16 protein-coding genes are annotated in these 17,403 nt (G+C 39.2%); 8 read left to right on the forward strand and 8 right to left on the reverse strand.

Features of this window, described 5'->3' with window-relative positions:
* Window positions 1-33: 33 nt before the first annotated feature.
* The gene (locus HCU67_RS16300) at window positions 34-1,005 is read left to right on the forward strand and encodes an FKBP-type peptidyl-prolyl cis-trans isomerase (protein WP_168553726.1); all 972 of its coding nucleotides are present in this window, start codon (window positions 34-36) and stop codon (window positions 1,003-1,005) included.
* A 55-nt stretch (window positions 1,006-1,060) separates the two neighbouring features.
* Here HCU67_RS16300 and HCU67_RS16305 read toward each other — a convergent pair whose 3' ends face one another.
* From HCU67_RS16305 to HCU67_RS16315, 3 genes are all read right to left on the reverse strand, one after another.
* On the reverse strand, window positions 1,061-1,648 hold the full coding sequence (locus HCU67_RS16305; RefSeq protein ID WP_168553727.1) for a porin family protein: 588 nt from the start codon (window positions 1,646-1,648) through the stop codon (window positions 1,061-1,063).
* Window positions 1,649-1,709: 61 nt separating this feature from the next.
* Window positions 1,710-2,663, reverse strand: coding sequence for a transketolase family protein (locus tag HCU67_RS16310; protein ID WP_168553728.1), 954 nt, complete (start codon window positions 2,661-2,663; stop codon window positions 1,710-1,712).
* A 9-nt stretch (window positions 2,664-2,672) separates the two neighbouring features.
* Complete coding sequence (locus HCU67_RS16315) at window positions 2,673-3,518, reverse strand: transketolase (RefSeq protein WP_168553729.1); 846 nt, start codon at window positions 3,516-3,518, stop codon at window positions 2,673-2,675.
* Between the two features lie 158 nt (window positions 3,519-3,676).
* On the opposite strand from HCU67_RS16315, the gene tgt reads away from it, so the two are divergent.
* The 6 genes from tgt (at window position 3,677) to katG (ending at window position 12,401) form a co-directional block, all read left to right on the forward strand.
* Entirely contained in the window at window positions 3,677-4,807 is a 1,131-nt protein-coding gene (gene tgt, locus HCU67_RS16320) for a tRNA guanosine(34) transglycosylase Tgt (protein WP_168553730.1), read from the forward strand.
* Window positions 4,807-5,889, forward strand: coding sequence for an LptF/LptG family permease (locus HCU67_RS16325; RefSeq protein ID WP_168553731.1), 1,083 nt, complete (start codon window positions 4,807-4,809; stop codon window positions 5,887-5,889). Before tgt ends, HCU67_RS16325 begins: the two co-directional genes overlap by 1 nt.
* Window positions 5,890-5,976: 87 nt before the next feature.
* On the forward strand, window positions 5,977-6,930 hold the full coding sequence (locus HCU67_RS16330; RefSeq protein ID WP_168553732.1) for an acetyl-CoA carboxylase carboxyltransferase subunit alpha: 954 nt from the start codon (window positions 5,977-5,979) through the stop codon (window positions 6,928-6,930).
* Between the two features lie 167 nt (window positions 6,931-7,097).
* Window positions 7,098-8,642 carry a replicative DNA helicase gene (gene dnaB, locus HCU67_RS16335; protein WP_168553733.1) on the forward strand — a complete coding sequence of 515 codons (1,545 nt, stop codon included), beginning with the start codon at window positions 7,098-7,100 and terminating at the stop codon, window positions 8,640-8,642.
* On the forward strand, window positions 8,533-9,900 hold the full coding sequence (locus tag HCU67_RS16340) for an asparagine synthetase B (RefSeq protein WP_428047670.1): 1,368 nt from the start codon (window positions 8,533-8,535) through the stop codon (window positions 9,898-9,900). The genes dnaB and HCU67_RS16340 overlap by 110 nt, the downstream gene beginning before the upstream one ends.
* Window positions 9,901-10,187: 287 nt before the next feature.
* Window positions 10,188-12,401: a catalase/peroxidase HPI gene (gene katG / locus HCU67_RS16345; protein WP_168553734.1), complete on the forward strand. Its 2,214-nt coding sequence runs from the start codon at window positions 10,188-10,190 to the stop codon at window positions 12,399-12,401.
* A gap of 49 nt (window positions 12,402-12,450) precedes the next feature.
* Here the strand turns inward: katG and HCU67_RS16350 are convergent, their stop codons facing one another.
* Complete coding sequence (locus HCU67_RS16350; RefSeq protein WP_168553735.1) at window positions 12,451-13,245, reverse strand: HAD family hydrolase; 795 nt, start codon at window positions 13,243-13,245, stop codon at window positions 12,451-12,453.
* 113 nt (window positions 13,246-13,358) lie between these two features.
* Here HCU67_RS16350 and HCU67_RS16355 point away from each other — a divergent pair, with 113 nt between their 5' ends.
* The gene (locus HCU67_RS16355; protein WP_168553736.1) at window positions 13,359-13,781 is read left to right on the forward strand and encodes a secondary thiamine-phosphate synthase enzyme YjbQ; all 423 of its coding nucleotides are present in this window, start codon (window positions 13,359-13,361) and stop codon (window positions 13,779-13,781) included.
* Window positions 13,782-13,834: 53 nt separating this feature from the next.
* On the opposite strand, the gene rplT is transcribed toward HCU67_RS16355, so the two are convergent.
* From rplT to thrS, 4 genes are all read right to left on the reverse strand, one after another.
* Window positions 13,835-14,179 carry a 50S ribosomal protein L20 gene (gene rplT / locus HCU67_RS16360; protein WP_168553737.1) on the reverse strand — a complete coding sequence of 115 codons (345 nt, stop codon included), beginning with the start codon at window positions 14,177-14,179 and terminating at the stop codon, window positions 13,835-13,837.
* Between the two features lie 90 nt (window positions 14,180-14,269).
* Window positions 14,270-14,467 (reverse strand): 50S ribosomal protein L35, encoded by a 198-nt coding sequence (gene rpmI / locus HCU67_RS16365; RefSeq protein ID WP_158777374.1) that lies wholly within the window; start codon window positions 14,465-14,467, stop codon window positions 14,270-14,272.
* A gap of 30 nt (window positions 14,468-14,497) precedes the next feature.
* Window positions 14,498-15,055, reverse strand: coding sequence for a translation initiation factor IF-3 (gene infC / locus HCU67_RS16370; protein WP_428047679.1), 558 nt, complete (start codon window positions 15,053-15,055; stop codon window positions 14,498-14,500).
* Between the two features lie 27 nt (window positions 15,056-15,082).
* Window positions 15,083-17,023, reverse strand: a complete 1,941-nt coding sequence (gene thrS / locus HCU67_RS16375) for a threonine--tRNA ligase (RefSeq protein ID WP_168553738.1) — start codon at window positions 17,021-17,023, stop codon at window positions 15,083-15,085.
* Window positions 17,024-17,403 lie beyond the last annotated feature (380 nt).

Below are 17,403 nucleotides of genomic sequence, written 5' to 3' on the forward strand. Positions count from 1 at the left end.
TTGTATCTTGCGGCCTTGAAAAAATCAGTGTTGATGTTGAAGAAGATTTTACCAGTCTTTATAGTCGTTCTAATAGCTTCTTGTGGAGACGATGACGACAGTAATTTAGAAATCGTTCCACCAAGATTATTGGCAGACCAGATAATAGAAGATGATGCTGCTATACAAGAATATTTAGCAACCCATTTTTATGAGTTACAGACAGACCCCGTCTTTGGAGGTCAAAGAGTTGTAATTGATACCATAGCGGGTGATAATGCTGGCAAGGACCCTATGATAAATGATGCAAACCTTGGGACCAAAGTGGTTAATGTATCATCAAACCAGGTCAATTTGGTTGAAGAAGAGAACGATATTCCGCACACTTTGTACTATATAATTGCTCGCGAAGGTGAAGGAATAAGTCCTACGGTTGCCGATTCCACACTTTTGAAATATGAAGGGTATCTTTTAAATAGGACAAAATTTGACGCTGTTTCAGATTTTGTTTGGCAAGAATTGCCCAACTTCTTAAGAGGTTATGCAAATGGCATCGCTGAACTGACTTCTGGAACATCTGAAGGTTTGGTTCAAAATGGCGATGGAACTTCTTATTATAACGATAGTGGTATTGGAATAATCATAATGCCTTCTGGCCTAGGCTATTTTCTTGCATCGCCTAGTACTGCCATACCAAGTTATTCTCCATTGGTATTTACGGTTGAGGTAGGAAATATTATTGAGAATACTGATACTGATAATGATGGTGTCCCTTCTATTTTAGAGGATTTGAATGGTAATGGTTATTTATTTGACGATAATACGGATAGCGAGAGTGAATTAAGTGCTGGCGTTTTTGCTAGGGCAGACTTTCAGGATACGGATGATGACGACGATGGCATACCTACAAGAACAGAAATTTCAGATGCTGAAGGGAATATTATTTTCCCCTATCCTGGTTCTGAAAATGGTGGGGTACCGGATTACTTAAACCCTGATGTCCAACGAGATCCGAATGACAACTAAAAAAAAGGCCTCAATGAATTTTCATTGAGGCCTTTTTTAAATACTATTCCTGAATTTAAATCTTAAGCGAAAGACTTAAAATTAATTGATCAGGCCTTGTATCAACCCTATCTCCGTCAAGGGTAGTAATATTGGAATTTATGAAGTTGATTTCATTTTCACTGAATCCTCTTTCATAACGTAAATCAACTCCGAACTTTCCAAGGTTAACCCCAACCCCGAGGTTTAAGCCTACAGTAAAGTCATTTTCAACATCGTCAAAGGTGATTCCGCTGAATTCCGTATCCAACAAATATTGAAAAGAAGGGCCAATGAAAGCATGTAAAGGGCCAATAACTTTAGCTCCTAATAGTACTGGAACATCAAGTTTTTTGATTTTCAGGTCCCCCTCGTCATAAGCAGAAGTTGTGCTTGTATATACCAATTCAGGCCTTAGGTAAATTCGATTACCCAACTTACCCCAGACACCGACATGAAAACCTGCATTTCTGTCTGGGTTTTCAAAAGCACTTTGGGCATCGTCAAAATAATCTCCATTTCCATTGTAATTTACGCCAGCCTTAAAACCGAAGCCAGAACCAGCTTGTGCAAATGCCATGGCACCACAAAAAAGCGCCACAACAACTAGAAGTGTTTTCTTCATGATTGTGATTTGTTTATAAAGTAATTACGGTGAAAATAGGTATCAAAGACGATACCAAACTTTATTTCCTTTTGATAACCCTATGAACAGCGGCTTCAATTGCTTTTGCGTTTAGGCCATATTTGTCCATTAATTGATCAGGGGTTCCACTTTCACCAAAAGTGTCTTTGGTAGCAACAAACTCTTGGGGAGTTGGGTGATGACCAGCTAAAGTCCGCGCAACACTTTCACCAAGACCACCTAGAAAATTATGCTCTTCGGCAGTAACAACGCAGCCTGTTTTTTTGGCGGAGTCTAAAATTGCCTTTTCATCTAGTGGTTTTATGGTATGGATATTTATTACTTCGCAAGAGATACCTTGGTTTTTCAAATTTTCAGCAGCAATAAGTGATTGCCAGACCAAATGTCCGGTAGCTATTATCGACACATCTGCGCCTTCGCTCAGTAATACTGCTTTACCAATTTCAAACTTTTGATCTACAGGAGTAAAATTGGCGACTTTTGGCCTTCCAAACCGCAAATAAACAGGTCCATGGTGCTTTGCACTTGCCAAGGTAGCAGCTTTGGTCTGATTAAAATCACAAGGGTTGATTACAGTCATGCCAGGTAACATCTTCATTAAACCGATGTCTTCCAATATTTGGTGAGTTGCACCATCTTCGCCAAGGGTAACCCCAGCATGCGAAGCGCATATTTTTACGTTTTTATCTGAATACGCAATCGATTGTCTAATTTGATCGTAAACCCTACCAGTAGCAAAATTCGCGAAAGTACTTGCAAATGGAATTTTACCACCGATGGTCATTCCTGCAGCAATTCCCATCATATTTGCTTCGGCAATTCCAACTTGAAAGAAGCGGTCTGGGTTTTCATCGATAAAAGTTTGAATCTTCAGCGACCCCACTAAATCAGCACACAGTGCAACTACGTTTGGATTGGTTCTACCTAATTCAGTCATTCCGGCACCATAGCCACTTCTTGTATCCTGTTTTCCTTGATCGGTATATTTTGTCATGATTTTCTTTTAATAGTCACCTAATGTTTCTGGATTCTGAGCCAATGCAGTTTCCAATTGCTCGTCATTTGGGGCTTTACCATGCCATGCATGTGTATGCATCATGAAATCAACCCCATTGCCCATCATTGTGGTCATGACAATGCACACTGGTTTTCCTTTACCAGTTCTTCTTTTGGCTTCATTTAGACCATCGATTACTTGTTGAAGGTCGTTGCCGTCTTCTATTTCCAAAACATCCCAACCGAAAACCCTAAATTTTTCAGAAACATCACCAAGGGGCATCACTTCTTCTGTTGGCCCATCAATTTGTTGGCCATTTCTGTCAATAGTTGCTATGAGGTTATCAACTTTATGACCGGCTGCATACATAATGGCTTCCCAATTCTGCCCCTCTTGCAATTCGCCATCACCATGAAGACTGAAAACCAAGTGATTGTCATTGTTCAGCTTCTTGGCTTGAGCTGCACCAATGGCCACTGACATTCCTTGACCAAGGGATCCTGAAGCCACTCGAACTCCTGGTAATCCTTCATGTGTGGTTGGGTGACCTTGTAGTCTGGAATCAATTAGACGAAATGTATTTAACTCTTCTACTGGGAAATATCCTCTTCTAGACAGAACACTGTAAAAAACGGGAGAGATATGTCCGTTTGATAAAAAGAAAATATCTTCTCCAATTCCGTCCATATCAAATCCATCCTTTAGTTCCATAATCTCATTATAAAGGGTCACGAAGAATTCCGTGCAACCTAAAGACCCTCCAGGATGCCCTGAATTTACCTTATGAACCATACGAAGGATATCCCTTCTTACCTGCACTACCAGTTTTTCAAGTTCAGCAATGTCTGCCATTTGTATTGTTTTAAAGATTTCCAAATGTAAAGGCAATCTCATCAGCAAACAAGCCGATTTCTATTTAATTCCGAAAGCCTTTTCGGGTATAAACTTTATTTTTTTGTTAGGGTATTGGCATGTTGCGGTTCGCTATATTTGCGGCTCAATTTTACACGTTGGATTTTACCCTTCTAAAAACGGATGTTGGTTCAAAAGCTCGGGCAGGAACACTGACCCTTGACCATGGCAGTATTGAGACTCCTATTTTTATGCCCGTTGGTACAGTAGGTACCGTAAAAAGTGTGCACCAACGCGAGTTACGCGAAGACATTAAACCTGACATTATTTTAGGGAATACCTACCATTTATACCTTCGGCCGGGAATAGAGATTCTTGAACAGGCAGGGGGACTTCACAAGTTTATGGGTTGGGAAGGCAATATCTTGACCGATAGTGGAGGGTATCAGGTCTATTCCCTTTCCAACAATAGAAAGATAAAGGAAGAAGGCGTACATTTTAAATCGCACATTGACGGTTCAAAACATTTCTTTACTCCTGAAAATGTAATGGAGATTCAACGCTCTATCGGGGCGGACATTATAATGGCCTTTGACGAATGTACCCCTTACCCTTGCGAATATGGGTATGCAAAAAATTCAATGCATATGACCCACAGATGGTTGGAGCGATGTATTGAACATTTGAAAAAGGTACCCTTTAAGTACGATTATGCCCAGACGTTTTTTCCAATTGTACAGGGTTCAACCTACACTGATTTAAGAAAACAATCGGCAGAATATATTGCAGGGGTCAATGCCGATGGAAATGCTATTGGCGGTCTTTCGGTAGGCGAACCGGCGGAAGAGATGTATGCCATGGCAGAGGTGGTTTGCGATATTTTACCACAAGATAAACCGAGATACCTAATGGGTGTTGGAACGCCAATAAATATTCTGGAGAATATAGCGTTAGGTGTAGATATGTTCGATTGTGTAATGCCCACCCGTAATGCCCGAAATGGAATGTTATTTACTTCGGAAGGGACCATAAATATTAAAAACAAAAAATGGGAGAATGATTTCTCTCCATTGGACCCCTCAGGTATGACCTTTGTTGACTCTGATTATTCAAAAGCATATTTAAGGCACCTTTTTGCAGCCAATGAATATCTTGGCAAACAAATAGCAACCATACACAACTTAGGATTTTATTTGTGGTTGGTGAGAACAGCGCGAGAACGTATTTTATCGGGTGATTTTTCGGATTGGAAAAACAAAATGGTCAATCAAATGAATAAACGTTTGTAATGTTGGGCGTAATTGATAAATACATACTCAAACGTTACTTGTTAAGTTTTTCAGGTATTCTCTTACTTTTTATCCCTATTGGCATAATGGTTAGCCTTGCGGAGAAAATAGGTAAGATTATTGACAACGAGGCTCCCTTGGCCGAGGTTATTGTTTTCTATGGGAACTTCAGTTTGGTAATTGGTAATTTATTGTTGCCTATAATGCTATTCATATCCATTATTTACTTCACTTCAAGAATGGCAAGTAATACTGAGATTGTGGCCATTTTGAGTTCAGGTGTATCTTATTGGCGGTTCCTGCGACCATATATGATAGGTGCAACAATTGTAGCAATCCTGATTTTTATGATGGGAATGTTCATTGTACCTCACGCAAGTATAGGATTCAATGAATTTGAATACAAGTATTTCAAAAAAGGACGCTCAGATAGGCAAACCACCAATATTTTCAACCAGTTGAATGAAAGCGATTACTTGTATGTAAGTAGTTTTGACCCAGAGCGCCAGCGCGGATATAATTTCACATATGAGCATTTTGATGATAAAAAACAGTTGTCTTACAAGATAACCGCCTCCAATATTAGATGGATTGAAAAAGACAGTATATACAGCTTGACGAACTATACCAAACGCACTGTAAAGGATGAAACTGAATATGTGCAAAAAAAGAGACGACTTGATACCTTGTTCGCGTTCGAAATTGATGACCTCGCGCCAGTCTCTTATGTAGCTGACACCAAAAATTTATTCGAACTAAATGAATTCATTGACAGTCAAAGGCGAAAAGGAGCCGCAAATATCAATACCTATGTTTTGGTAAAATATAAAAGATGGGCATTACCGATTGCCGCTTTTATATTAACCATAATTGCAGTAGCAGTTTCCTCTGTGAAACGCCGTGGGGGAATGGGGGTTAATTTAGCTTTCGGAATTGGTGTGGCGTTTATTTATATCTTTTTTGACCGTATTTTCGGGACATTGGCAGAACAGTCTGGGTTCTCGCCCCTGTTGGCGGTAATCATTCCCAATCTTCTGTTCGGGGTCCTTGCTATATTCCTTCTACAAAAGGCAAAACGCTAATGTTAAACTGCTTCTTGCAAGTAGATTTTCAACCGGGATAAATCGTATATTTGCCTGTTAAACCAACTACTGAGAACAACTAAAAAAATGGAATATTTAGACTTTGAACTTCCGATAAAAGAATTGGAAGAACAACTGGACAAATGCAAGATTATTGGCGAGGAGAGCAATGTTGATGTCACAGAAACCTGTCAGCAGATTGAGAAAAAGTTAGCTGAAACTAAGAAAGATATTTATAAGAATCTCACCCCTTGGCAACGTGTACAATTATCACGTCACCCTAACCGACCTTATACCATGGATTATATTACCGCGATTTGTGGTGATACCTTCTTAGAATTACATGGTGATCGCACGGTTAAGGATGACAAGGCCATGGTAGGTGGTTTAGGAAAAATCGGCGATCAGAGCTACATGTTTGTTGGCCAGCAAAAGGGATACAATACGAAAACCCGACAGTATCGAAACTTTGGTATGGCCAATCCTGAAGGGTATCGTAAGGCGCTACGTCTCATGAAATCAGCAGAGAAATTCAATATTCCCGTTGTTTGTTTTATCGATACTCCAGGAGCTTACCCCGGTATTGAAGCTGAGGAACGTGGTCAAGGAGAGGCAATTGCCAGGAACATATTGGAAATGTCAAGGCTGAAAGTGCCTATAATTTGTGTGATAATTGGTGAGGGAGCTTCAGGTGGAGCTTTAGGAATTGGAGTAGGCGATAAGGTGCTTATGTTGGAGAATACTTGGTATTCCGTTATTTCACCGGAGTCCTGTTCTTCCATTTTATGGCGTAGCTGGGAATATAAAGAACAAGCTGCTGAGGCTTTGAAATTGACAGCTTCTGACATGAAAAAATTAAAGTTGATTGATGAGATTGTTAGAGAGCCTTTAGGCGGAGCGCACATAGACCGTGAGAAAACATTTACAACTGTAAAAAATAAAATTTCCGCACATTTTGAAGAGTTAAAAAAGTTATCACCAAAAGAATTGGTGAAAACTAGAATGGATAAATATTCTGACATGGGGGTATACAATGGTTAGCCCTTGATTTTCCGTTTATAATTCTTTTAACATATTTAGATTTAACTTTAAATCAGGGTTATTAACACCAAATACTGACTTATCAACATTAATTTTGTTCATTAGCGGTTGACAATGACAATGAAAATTTAAGGTTAACTGAAAGTTAATTACATACTTTCGTCGATATGGAGGACACGCAAAAATTTGTCGGACGGCGCATCGACAAATCAACACTTATTCATCTCGAAAAGGGAAAAGTACCACCTCAAGCAGTTGATTTAGAGGAAGTTGTGCTTGGAGCCATGATGATTGATAAAAAAGGGGTTGATGAGGTTATTGATATATTGCACGCTGATGTTTTCTATAAAGATTCACACAAATTTATATATGAAGCAATCTTTAAATTGTTTGAATCTTCTGAACCTGTAGACTTATTAACCGTTTCTGCGCAACTAAAGAAAGATGGTCAGCTTGAAGCGGTTGGCGGTGATTTTTATTTAATTAAACTAACCCAAAAAGTAGCTTCCTCGGCGCATATCGAGTTTCATGCGCGGATAATCCTTCAGAAATACATCCAACGAAGTTTGATTAAAATTTCGAACGAGATAATTGAAGATGCCTACAGTGATTCAACAGATGTTTTTGATTTACTTGATGGTGCAGAAGCCAAATTATACGAAGTAACACAAGGAAATCTGAAACGTTCTGCTGAGACCGCTCAGAATTTGGTTATTCAGGCTAAAAAGAAGATTGAAGAGATTGCCAATAAAGAAGGTTTGAGTGGGATACCTTCTGGTTTTGACAAGTTGGATAAACTTACTTCTGGTTGGCAGCCCAGTGATTTAATTATTGTTGCAGCTCGCCCTGGTATGGGTAAAACCGCTTTGACCTTGTCAATGGCAAGGAATATTGCCGTCAATGCCGATATTCCTGTTGCTTTTTTCTCTTTGGAAATGTCTTCTGTTCAATTGATCACTCGACTGATATCATCTGAGACCGGTCTTTCGTCCGAAAAACTGAGAACAGGTAGATTGGAAAAACATGAATGGGAGCAACTTAACGTAAAGGTGAAATCACTTGAAAAAGCCCCATTATTTATTGATGACACGCCTTCCTTATCAATTTTCGACTTGCGGGCAAAAGCCAGAAGATTGGCTTCCCAACATAAAATAAAGTTGATCGTAATTGACTATTTACAATTGATGACCGCTGGGGGAAGTCAAAAAGGAGGTAACAGAGAGCAAGAGATTTCGACAATATCCAGAAACTTAAAAGCCTTAGCTAAAGAATTGAATGTTCCAGTTATTGCTCTTTCACAGTTATCTAGGGCAGTAGAGACCAGAGGGGGTAGTAAACGCCCAATACTTTCTGACCTCAGGGAGTCAGGAGCGATTGAGCAAGACGCTGATATTGTTTCCTTTATTTATCGTCCGGAATACTACAAGATTGATGAATGGGATGATGAGGAGCGCACACCTACGCAAGGTCAAGCAGAATTTATTGTGGCCAAACATCGTAACGGAGGTTTAGAAAATATAAGGTTAAAGTTCATCGGTGCCTTGGGTAAATTCGATAATTTAGAGGAATTTGATTCTCCTTTTGAATTTCAATCGAAGATGAATGCCGATGATGAAAACCCGTTCGTTACAAAAGATTTGCCAAGTGCTGACCAAGCCTTCGGTAGTTCTATTAACACGCCAGCAGACCCTGACGACGATATCCCGTTCTAAGTATCTTATATCTTGTTTATTTTTTCTTGTTTCGTGGTGTGCTCTTAACGCCTCGGTAATTCTGATTCCAATGGATGCTGAGAGCCAAGACAACCACTTAAAGGCTTACGGTATTACCTATTGGGTTTTAACCAAACAACAAAAGGTGCAATGGTTACTGAACTACCGCGGTGGTTCTTTTTTGTTGCCAGATGGCGACCCTATTCGTAAAGAATGCCAAATACGTGGCGTTTCTTTCGAAGTACTTTCAGATTCTGAAGCAAATCAAATATTGGACGAAATCAGCAGTCCATCCCAAAATCAGGATGCGGTTATCTTAGAGAAAGCACCCAAAATTGCAGTTTACTCACCAAAAGATAACCAACCATGGGATGATGCGGTTACTATGGTTCTGACCTACGCTGAAATTCCATATGTTACTATTTATGACGAGGAAGTACTTGATGATAAGCTAGCTCTCTATGATTGGTTGCACTTGCATCATGAAGATTTTACTGGCCAATATGGAAAGTTTTATGGGGCATATCGGGCAGCACCATGGTATATCGAGGGAAAACGATTGGCAGAGGAAAGAGCTTCTAAATTAGGCTACTCCAAAGTTTCAGAACAAAAAGCAGCGGTAGTTGAAAAAATCCGTAGATATGTAATCGGTGGTGGATTTATGTTCGCGATGTGTTCCGCTACTGACAGCTTTGATATTGCTTTAGCAGCTGATGGTGTTGATATATGTGAACCTATGTTTGATGGTGATGCCTCCGAAGCTAACTATCAATCCAAATTGGACTATTCAAGAACTTTTGCTTTCAAGAATTTTAGGTTGGAGCGCAATCCATTGAAATATGAATTCAGTTCAATCGATATGACCGGTAAGCGAAGGAATGTTCCAAGAGAATCGGATTATTTTTCGTTGATGGAGTTTTCTGCCAAATGGGACCCGGTACCAACCATGTTGACCCAGAACCATACGACCTTGGTTAAAGGTTTTATGGGTCAAACTACTGCATTTGAACGTGCTGAAGTCAAACCAACGGTTATGGTGCTCGGAGAGTGCAAATTAAATGGTGAGGCTAGATACATTCATGGAATTAAAGGCAAGGGCTTTTTTACTTTCTATGGTGGCCATGACCCTGAAGATTATCAACATCGGGTAGGTGATCCAAAAACCGAGCTGGAATTGCATCCTACATCTCCTGGCTATCGTTTGATATTAAACAACGTCTTATTTCCAGCGGCAAGAAAAAAGAAGCAGAAGACTTAATATGGATTTTAAGTTGGTTCTAACAGTTTAAAAGAATCAAAGACTTCAAATAATAATCCAACTAAATACAAGACCATATACTTTATTACTATTATTTGTCTTTGAAATAAAATTTTAATTAATTGATAATGAATTAATTAAAATTAATAATAGCTAAAGTTGATTTATTTTTTAATTCTTATAGACGAAAACAATCATCAGATAGGTCAAAAGAATTATTGGATATAATTTAGAAAGCTAAATGTTGGTAGTTTTACACAAGAACACTTAAATACCTAGTAAACGATATGGACAATCACAAAAATGGCGATGCCAGCATGTGCCCGTTTTTAAACGGCGAATTAAAACAAGCAGCTGGAGGGGGAACATCTAATAAGGATTGGTGGCCCAACGCACTTAACCTAAACATTTTACGTCAGCATTCAAATCTTGCTGATCCAATGGATGAGGATTTCGATTATGCAGAGGAATTCAAATCATTGGATTTGGCAGCAGTCAAAAAAGACCTCACAGAGTTAATGACCAATAGCCAAGATTGGTGGCCTGCCGATTACGGTCATTACGGACCATTCTTTATTCGCATGGCTTGGCATGCTGCTGGAACTTATAGAATTTCTGATGGTCGAGGAGGCGGTGGAACAGGAGCACAGCGCTTTGCACCATTGAATAGCTGGCCTGATAATGCAAATTTGGATAAGGCTAGGCTATTACTATGGCCAATAAAGCAGAAGTATGGTAGAAAAATATCTTGGGCAGATCTTTTGATTCTCACAGGAAACGTTGCCCATGAAAGTATGGGGCTTCCAATGTATGGTTTTGCTGGTGGTCGAGAAGATATTTATCAACCTGAAGAAGATATCTATTGGGGTGTTGAAAAAGAGTGGTTAGGAAATAAAGAACGCTATGAAGGTGGAGAGTTAGAGCGCACTGTTGGAGCTGCTCACATGGGATTAATTTATGTAAACCCAGAAGGTCCGAACGCTAACCCTGATCCAGTAGCAGCTGCCAAAGACATCCGCGAGACATTTGGTCGTATGGCCATGAATGATTACGAAACGGTTGCGTTGATTGCCGGTGGCCACACCTTCGGCAAAACCCACGGTGCTGGTGTTGATGCTCACCATCTCGAAGCTGAACCTGCTGGTGCTTCAATTGAGATGCAAAGTATGGGGTGGAAAAATAATTTAGGATCCGGCGCAGGAAAAGATACTATTACGAGTGGTATAGAAGGTGCTTGGACCGATAGTCCTACCCAATGGAGCCATAAGTATTTGGAAAATCTTTACAAATACGAATGGGAAGTACACAAAGGCCCAGGAGGTGCTTGGCAGTGGAGACCTACAAACGGTGAAGGAGCAGGAACTATTCCTGATGCACATGATGCTTCCCTGAAGCATGCGCCTTTCATGTTGACAACGGATTTGTCGCTACGAATGGATCCTGATTATGACAAAGTCTCAAGACACTTTTTAGAAAACCCTAAAGAATTTGCTGAGGCCTATTCTAAAGCATGGTTCAAGCTAATGCATCGTGATATGGGGCCAAAATCAAGATATCTTGGAGCTGAGGTGCCTCAAGAAGATTTGATATGGCAAGACCCAGTGCCAGCTGTTGACCATGAATTGGTTAACGATACTGATATTTCTGAATTGAAGAAGAACATCTTGGCTTCAGGTTTATCTGTACAAGAATTGGTTGCTACTGCTTGGGCATCTGCCTCAACATTTAGAGGTTCTGATAACCGCGGTGGTGCAAACGGGGCAAGAGTTCGTTTAGTACCTCAGAATTCATGGGAAGTTAATAATCCTTCTCAGCTAGCTAGGGCATTGGATACTTTAACGAGAATACAAGATGAATTCAATAGCAATCAATCAGGAAACAAACAAGTTTCAATTGCTGACTTAATCGTTTTGGGAGGATGTGCTGCTGTTGAAAAAGCAGCTGCTGATGCTGGACAGAACGTTTCTGTACCTTTCTCACCAGGGCGTACCGATGCCACTGCTGAAATGACAGATGCTGAATCTTTTGAAGTGTTGGAACCAGTTGCTGATGGCTTCCGTAATTACTTGAAAGGAAAATTTACCGCGAAAACAGAGGAATTATTGGTTGATAAAGCGCAATTGATGACGTTGACTGCTCCTGAGATGACTGTTTTGTTAGGAGGTATGCGAGCATTGGATGCTAACTTTGATGGTTCTAAACACGGTGTATTTACCGATAAACCAGGAACATTGAGCAACGATTTCTTCGTTAACCTTTTAGATTTAACAACAGAATGGAGTGCAATAGACGCTGATGAGGAAGTTTTTGAAGGTAAGGACAGGAAAACAGGACAAGTAAAATGGACTGGAACCCGAGCAGACTTGATCTTTGGTTCAAATACAGAACTTCGTGCAATCGCAGAAGTATATGGTTGCCACGATGCCAAAGGTAAATTTGTTAAGGATTTCGTCGCAGCTTGGAATAAGGTTATGAACTTAGATCGATTCGATCTAAACTAATAATCGCATAATTTAAATCTAAGGTGGTTCTTTGAAGGACCACCTTTTTTTATGCCAGTATTTTTTCCAAAATCCGCTCGACGCCAAAATCATTATGGCTCGCTGTTTCATATTTGGCAACCTCTTTTACATTCGGATGCGCATTGGCCATCGCAAAACTATAGTCCACCAATTCGAGCATTTCCAAATCGTTGTTATAATCACCGAAAGCAACAACTTCATTGGGTCGTAAACCAAATTTGTCAAGTACCATTTTTAGCGCATTGCCTTTGTGGGCATCGATGTGGTTGAGGTCAACCCAATATTTACCTGAGACCTTAACTTTAAGACGATCCTCTAGGTGTTCTAGTCTGGGATGGATGTATTCTTCTGCACTTTTAGGATGAAATGCGGCAACCTTTACAATTTCATCAGTAACATCATAAAAATTGTCAACCACCTCATAATTGGAATAATATTCTTTGACCAAGTTTAAAAGTTGTTCAGAATTTCTGTCGAAATAAGTAACATATTTTCCGCAGAGCATTGCATCAACATTTTCGATTTGTTGTATCGAATCCAATATCTCAGCTCTCAAATTCTGGTCCAATGGAGTAGTGGATAACTCATCTTCTTTCTGCTTGATGAGCGCGCCATTTTCCGCAATAAAAATTATATCGTTTTTAATGTGATCTAGTTTGGACAACATACTATGATATTGTCTTCCACTAGCAGCAACAAATTGGATGTTTCTGGCTTTTAATTTTTCGAATAGTTCAAAAAAACGGTCACTAACTTCATGATTGGAATTTAATAGTGTTCCATCCATATCTGAAACAACCATTTTTATTTGAGATAAATCCATTGGCAAAAATTAAGCTACAAAGTTACTCTACTAAAAAATAATCGTGTAAAGTCTTTATTAATTCATTTTTATTGACATTACTGCAAAGACGGGAATCTTATTAACTTTCGCCCATGAAGTTTTTTCAAAAAGAAATTACCTTGAAGTCTTACTCAAGAGGTTTTCATTTGATAACCCAAGAAGTATTGACAGCCTTGCCAGAGTTGTCACAAATAGAGATGGGAATACTTCAAGTATTTATCAAACATACTTCGGCTAGTTTAACGATTAATGAAAATGCCGATCCAACAGTGAGGGTTGATTTTGAAAGCCACATGAATAAAATGGTACCTGAAAATGCATCGTATTATGTGCATACGTATGAAGGTCCTGATGATATGCCTGCGCATATTAAATCATCATTGATGGGTACTTCAGTTCAAATACCTATAAGTAGAGGTGAATTGAATCTAGGCGTTTGGCAGGGCATTTATCTTTGCGAACATCGAAATCACGCTTCTAGAAGAAGATTGGTTCTATCTGCATTTGGTAAATAAAAATCCCGCCATTTGGCGGGATTCGTAAGCGGGGTTAAAGTTTATGTTAGCTCTTATTTAACTTTTTCAACAATTGCTTTGAACGCATCAGGGTGGTTCATTGCCAAATCAGCCAAAACCTTTCGGTTTAGGTCAATGTTATTGGCTTTTACCTTCCCCATAAATTGGGAATATGACATTCCATGCATTCTGGCACCTGCATTAATACGTGTTATCCAAAGTGCTCTGAACGTTCTCTTTTTGTTTCTTCTGTCGCGGTAAGCATATTGCATTGCTTTTTCAACCGCGTTTTTGGCTACTGTCCAGACGTTTTTACGTCTGCCGAAGTAACCTTTGGCTTGCTTCATTACCTTTTTTCTTCTGGCTCTTGAAGCGACTGAATTTACTGATCTTGGCATTTTTTAATTCTTTTTTTGTAGCAGGCGGTCAATTATGACACTTGATAAGCCTGACTCCATGGTTAAACATTAATAAACCGAAACAACTGACTATTTTAGTCGTAGTTGCTCTTTAATACTGTTGACGTCAGACTCATGAACAAGTGTTGAGTGCGTCAATCGAAGTTTACGCTTTTTTGATTTCTTTGTTAAGATGTGACTCTTAAAAGCGTGCTTCCTTTTGATTTTGCCAGAACCCGTCAGCTTAAATCGCTTTTTGGCACTGGACTTTGTTTTCATTTTAGGCATTTCCTCTCTTTTATATCCTAATAACTCCGCTTACTTTTTTGCAGTTTTGGGGGCAATCATCATCGTCATTCGTTTACCCTCAAGTTTTGGCATTTGTTCAACTTTGCCAAATTCTTCTAAATCTTGTGCCAAACGTAGCAACAAAATTTCTCCTTGGTCCTTATAAACAATAGAACGTCCTTTAAAAAAGACATATGCCTTCAATTTTGCGTTGTCTTTCAAAAACTTTTCGGCGTGTCTTTTTTTGAATTCGTAATCATGGTCGTCTGTTTGTGGACCAAATCGAATTTCTTTTACAATGACCTTAGTTGCTTTCGCCTTAAGGGCCTTTTCACGCTTTTTCTGTTCGTATAAGAACTTTTTGTAATCTATTATCTTGCAAACTGGTGGACTTGCCTTTGGACTTATTTCTACCAAATCCAATTCCATTTCCTTTGCAATGGACAGTGCTTTCCTAACGGGATAAACACCTACTTCAACATTATCACCCACCAAACGAACTTCAGGGGCTTCTATTTTTTCATTGATTTTATGGGGGTTTTTATTTTCCCTCCTTGGCTGTGGCCTAGATCTTCTTCTAATTGCTATGGCGTACTATTTTTGTTAAACTTTTTTTCAGAACGATTTTAAGGTACTACTTATTTCTTTTGAAATCAAGTTGGTGAAATCTTCTAAGCTGATGTCGCCTAAATCTTCACCACCATGTCTCCTGACCGAAATGGTATTGTTCTGCTCCTCCTTCTCACCAACTATAATCATAAAGGGCACTTTTTTTAATTCGGTTTCCCTTATTTTTTTCCCTACAGTCTCGTTCCTATTATCAATGAGCGCGCGAATTTCGTGATTTTCAAGCGAATTCAAAACTTTTTCAGCATATTTTTCAAACTTCTCACTGACTGGAAGTATGGTGGCCTGGATGGGAATTAACCATAACGGAAAATTACCGCCGGTATGTTCCAGTAATAAAGCAACGAACCGTTCCAAGCTTCCGAAAGGTGCTCGGTGTATCATTACTGGTCGGTGTAACTCATTGTCACTGCCCTTATAAGTTAGGTCAAAACGTTCAGGAAGATTGTAATCAACTTGGATAGTTCCCAATTGCCAGTTTCTTCCTAGAGCGTCTTTTATCATGAAATCTAACTTAGGACCGTAAAATGCTGCTTCTCCTGTTTCAACAACAAAATCCAGACCTTTTTCTTTTGCCGCTTCTATAATCGCGTGTTCTGCTTTTTCCCAATTAGCAACATCACCGATATATTTTTCAGGTTTGTCTAAATCCCTAACCGATACTTGGGCCCTGAAATTTTCGAAACCTAGCGAGCCAAGAACATACAATGTTAAATCAATAACGTTTTTGAATTCTTCATTGAGCTGTTCATTTGTACAAAAAATATGAGCATCATCTTGGGTAAAACCTCGAACTCTTGTCAAACCATGTAATTCGCCACTTTGCTCATATCTATAAACTGTTCCAAATTCAGCATAACGTTTTGGCAAATCTTTATAGCTCCATGGGCTATTCTTGTAAATTTCGCAATGATGCGGACAGTTCATGGGTTTCAATAAAAATTCCTCATCGTCTTTAGGAGTGTTTATTGGTTGAAAACTGTCTTCGCCATACTTGGCGTAATGACCCGAAGTAACGTATAAATCTTTCTGTCCGATATGTGGTGTAACCACCATTTCATACCCAGCTTTTTTCTGGGCTTTCTTTAGAAAGTTTTCCAAACGCTCTCTTAAAGCGGCCCCTTTAGGTAACCATAGGGGCAATCCTTGTCCGACTTTTTGAGAAAAGGTAAATAGTTCGAGTTCCTTGCCGAGTTTTCTATGGTCTCTTTTTTTGGCCTCTTCTAATAATTCAAGGTATTCCGTAAGTTCTTTTTGTTTAGGAAATGATATACCATAAACACGGGTCAATTGAGGGTTGTTCTCATCGCCTCGCCAATAGGCACCAGCCACATTTAATATTTTAACGGCTTTGATGATACCTGTGTTGGGGATGTGTCCTCCTCGACATAAATCCGTAAAAGAACTATGGTCACAAAACGTTATGTCACCATCTTCTAAATTCTCAATAAGTTCGACCTTATATTCGTTGCTTTTGTCTTTATAAAATTTTAAAGCATCAGATTTAGAAACTTCCCGCATTTTAAAATCATGCTTACCACGGGCAATCTCTAATGCCTTTTTTTCGATTGCCTGAAAGTCTTTTTCAGAAACATGGTGTTCGCCAAAATCAACATCGTAATAGAAGCCGTTTTCAATTGCTGGACCAATGGTGAGTTTTATGCCGGGATAAAGTTCTTCCAATGCTTGGGCCACAACATGTGAAGAGGAATGCCAAAAGGCTTTCTTTCCTTCTGAATTGTTCCATGTATATAAGGTTAGGTCGCCATCTTCTGATAAGGGAGTTGAAGTTTCAACTGTTTTAGAATTAAATTGTGCTGAGATTACATTTCTCGCGAAGCCTTCACTAATTGATTTTGCAACATCAAATGGTGTGCTCCCAGTGGCCATTTTCTTTACCGCCCCATCAGGTAGGGTAATGTCAATCATTGAACGTCCTTTTTAAATAATGGGCAAAGATAACATCTTAGGCAGTTGCGGCAAATGGAACAAAAACTTAATAGGTAAAAAATTAGTGTGTTGCACTAATGAAATAAGGTATAGTTAGTTATGAAAGTTGCAGTTTGAATTTTATCTGCTTAAGAGCTGATAGACAGGTATTTAAAACTTTATTTGATTTTTTTTCGAAAGTTTTTTGTTGGAAGAAATAAACCGTTATATATTTGCACCCGCTTTGCTGATGAGGTGAGGTGTTGAAAGAGGGGAAAAACGGGTTTTGAAGCCTGCTTTTTTTGTCTTTTGGAAGAATAAAAAAGTTCATATTGACATATTGGAATACGACAGCGTAGAATCAATGAGGATTTTAGATT

Origin of the sequence: Croceivirga thetidis (assembly GCF_012272815.1) — a bacterium.
GTDB lineage: Bacteria > Bacteroidota > Bacteroidia > Flavobacteriales > Flavobacteriaceae > Croceivirga > Croceivirga thetidis.

Excerpts from the sequence above, each read along its gene's own strand:
- HCU67_RS16300 (WP_168553726.1), top strand. The coding sequence starts at position 34 with ATGTTGAAGAAGATTTTACCAGTCTTTATAGTCGTTCTAATAGCTTCT.
- HCU67_RS16350 (WP_168553735.1), bottom strand. The coding sequence starts at position 13,245 with ATGGATTTATCTCAAATAAAAATGGTTGTTTCAGATATGGATGGAACA.
- HCU67_RS16305 (WP_168553727.1), bottom strand. The coding sequence starts at position 1,648 with ATGAAGAAAACACTTCTAGTTGTTGTGGCGCTTTTTTGTGGTGCCATG.
- HCU67_RS16310 (WP_168553728.1), bottom strand. The coding sequence starts at position 2,663 with ATGACAAAATATACCGATCAAGGAAAACAGGATACAAGAAGTGGCTAT.
- HCU67_RS16340 (WP_428047670.1), top strand. The coding sequence starts at position 8,533 with ATGCCGATGATGAAAACCCGTTCGTTACAAAAGATTTGCCAAGTGCTG.
- rplT (WP_168553737.1), bottom strand. The coding sequence starts at position 14,179 with ATGCCAAGATCAGTAAATTCAGTCGCTTCAAGAGCCAGAAGAAAAAAG.
- HCU67_RS16315 (WP_168553729.1), bottom strand. The coding sequence starts at position 3,518 with ATGGCAGACATTGCTGAACTTGAAAAACTGGTAGTGCAGGTAAGAAGG.
- dnaB (WP_168553733.1), top strand. The coding sequence starts at position 7,098 with ATGGAGGACACGCAAAAATTTGTCGGACGGCGCATCGACAAATCAACA.
- thrS (WP_168553738.1), bottom strand. The coding sequence starts at position 17,023 with ATGATTGACATTACCCTACCTGATGGGGCGGTAAAGAAAATGGCCACT.
- rpmI (WP_158777374.1), bottom strand. The coding sequence starts at position 14,467 with ATGCCTAAAATGAAAACAAAGTCCAGTGCCAAAAAGCGATTTAAGCTG.
- HCU67_RS16325 (WP_168553731.1), top strand. The coding sequence starts at position 4,807 with ATGTTGGGCGTAATTGATAAATACATACTCAAACGTTACTTGTTAAGT.
- HCU67_RS16355 (WP_168553736.1), top strand. The coding sequence starts at position 13,359 with ATGAAGTTTTTTCAAAAAGAAATTACCTTGAAGTCTTACTCAAGAGGT.
- HCU67_RS16330 (WP_168553732.1), top strand. The coding sequence starts at position 5,977 with ATGGAATATTTAGACTTTGAACTTCCGATAAAAGAATTGGAAGAACAA.
- katG (WP_168553734.1), top strand. The coding sequence starts at position 10,188 with ATGGACAATCACAAAAATGGCGATGCCAGCATGTGCCCGTTTTTAAAC.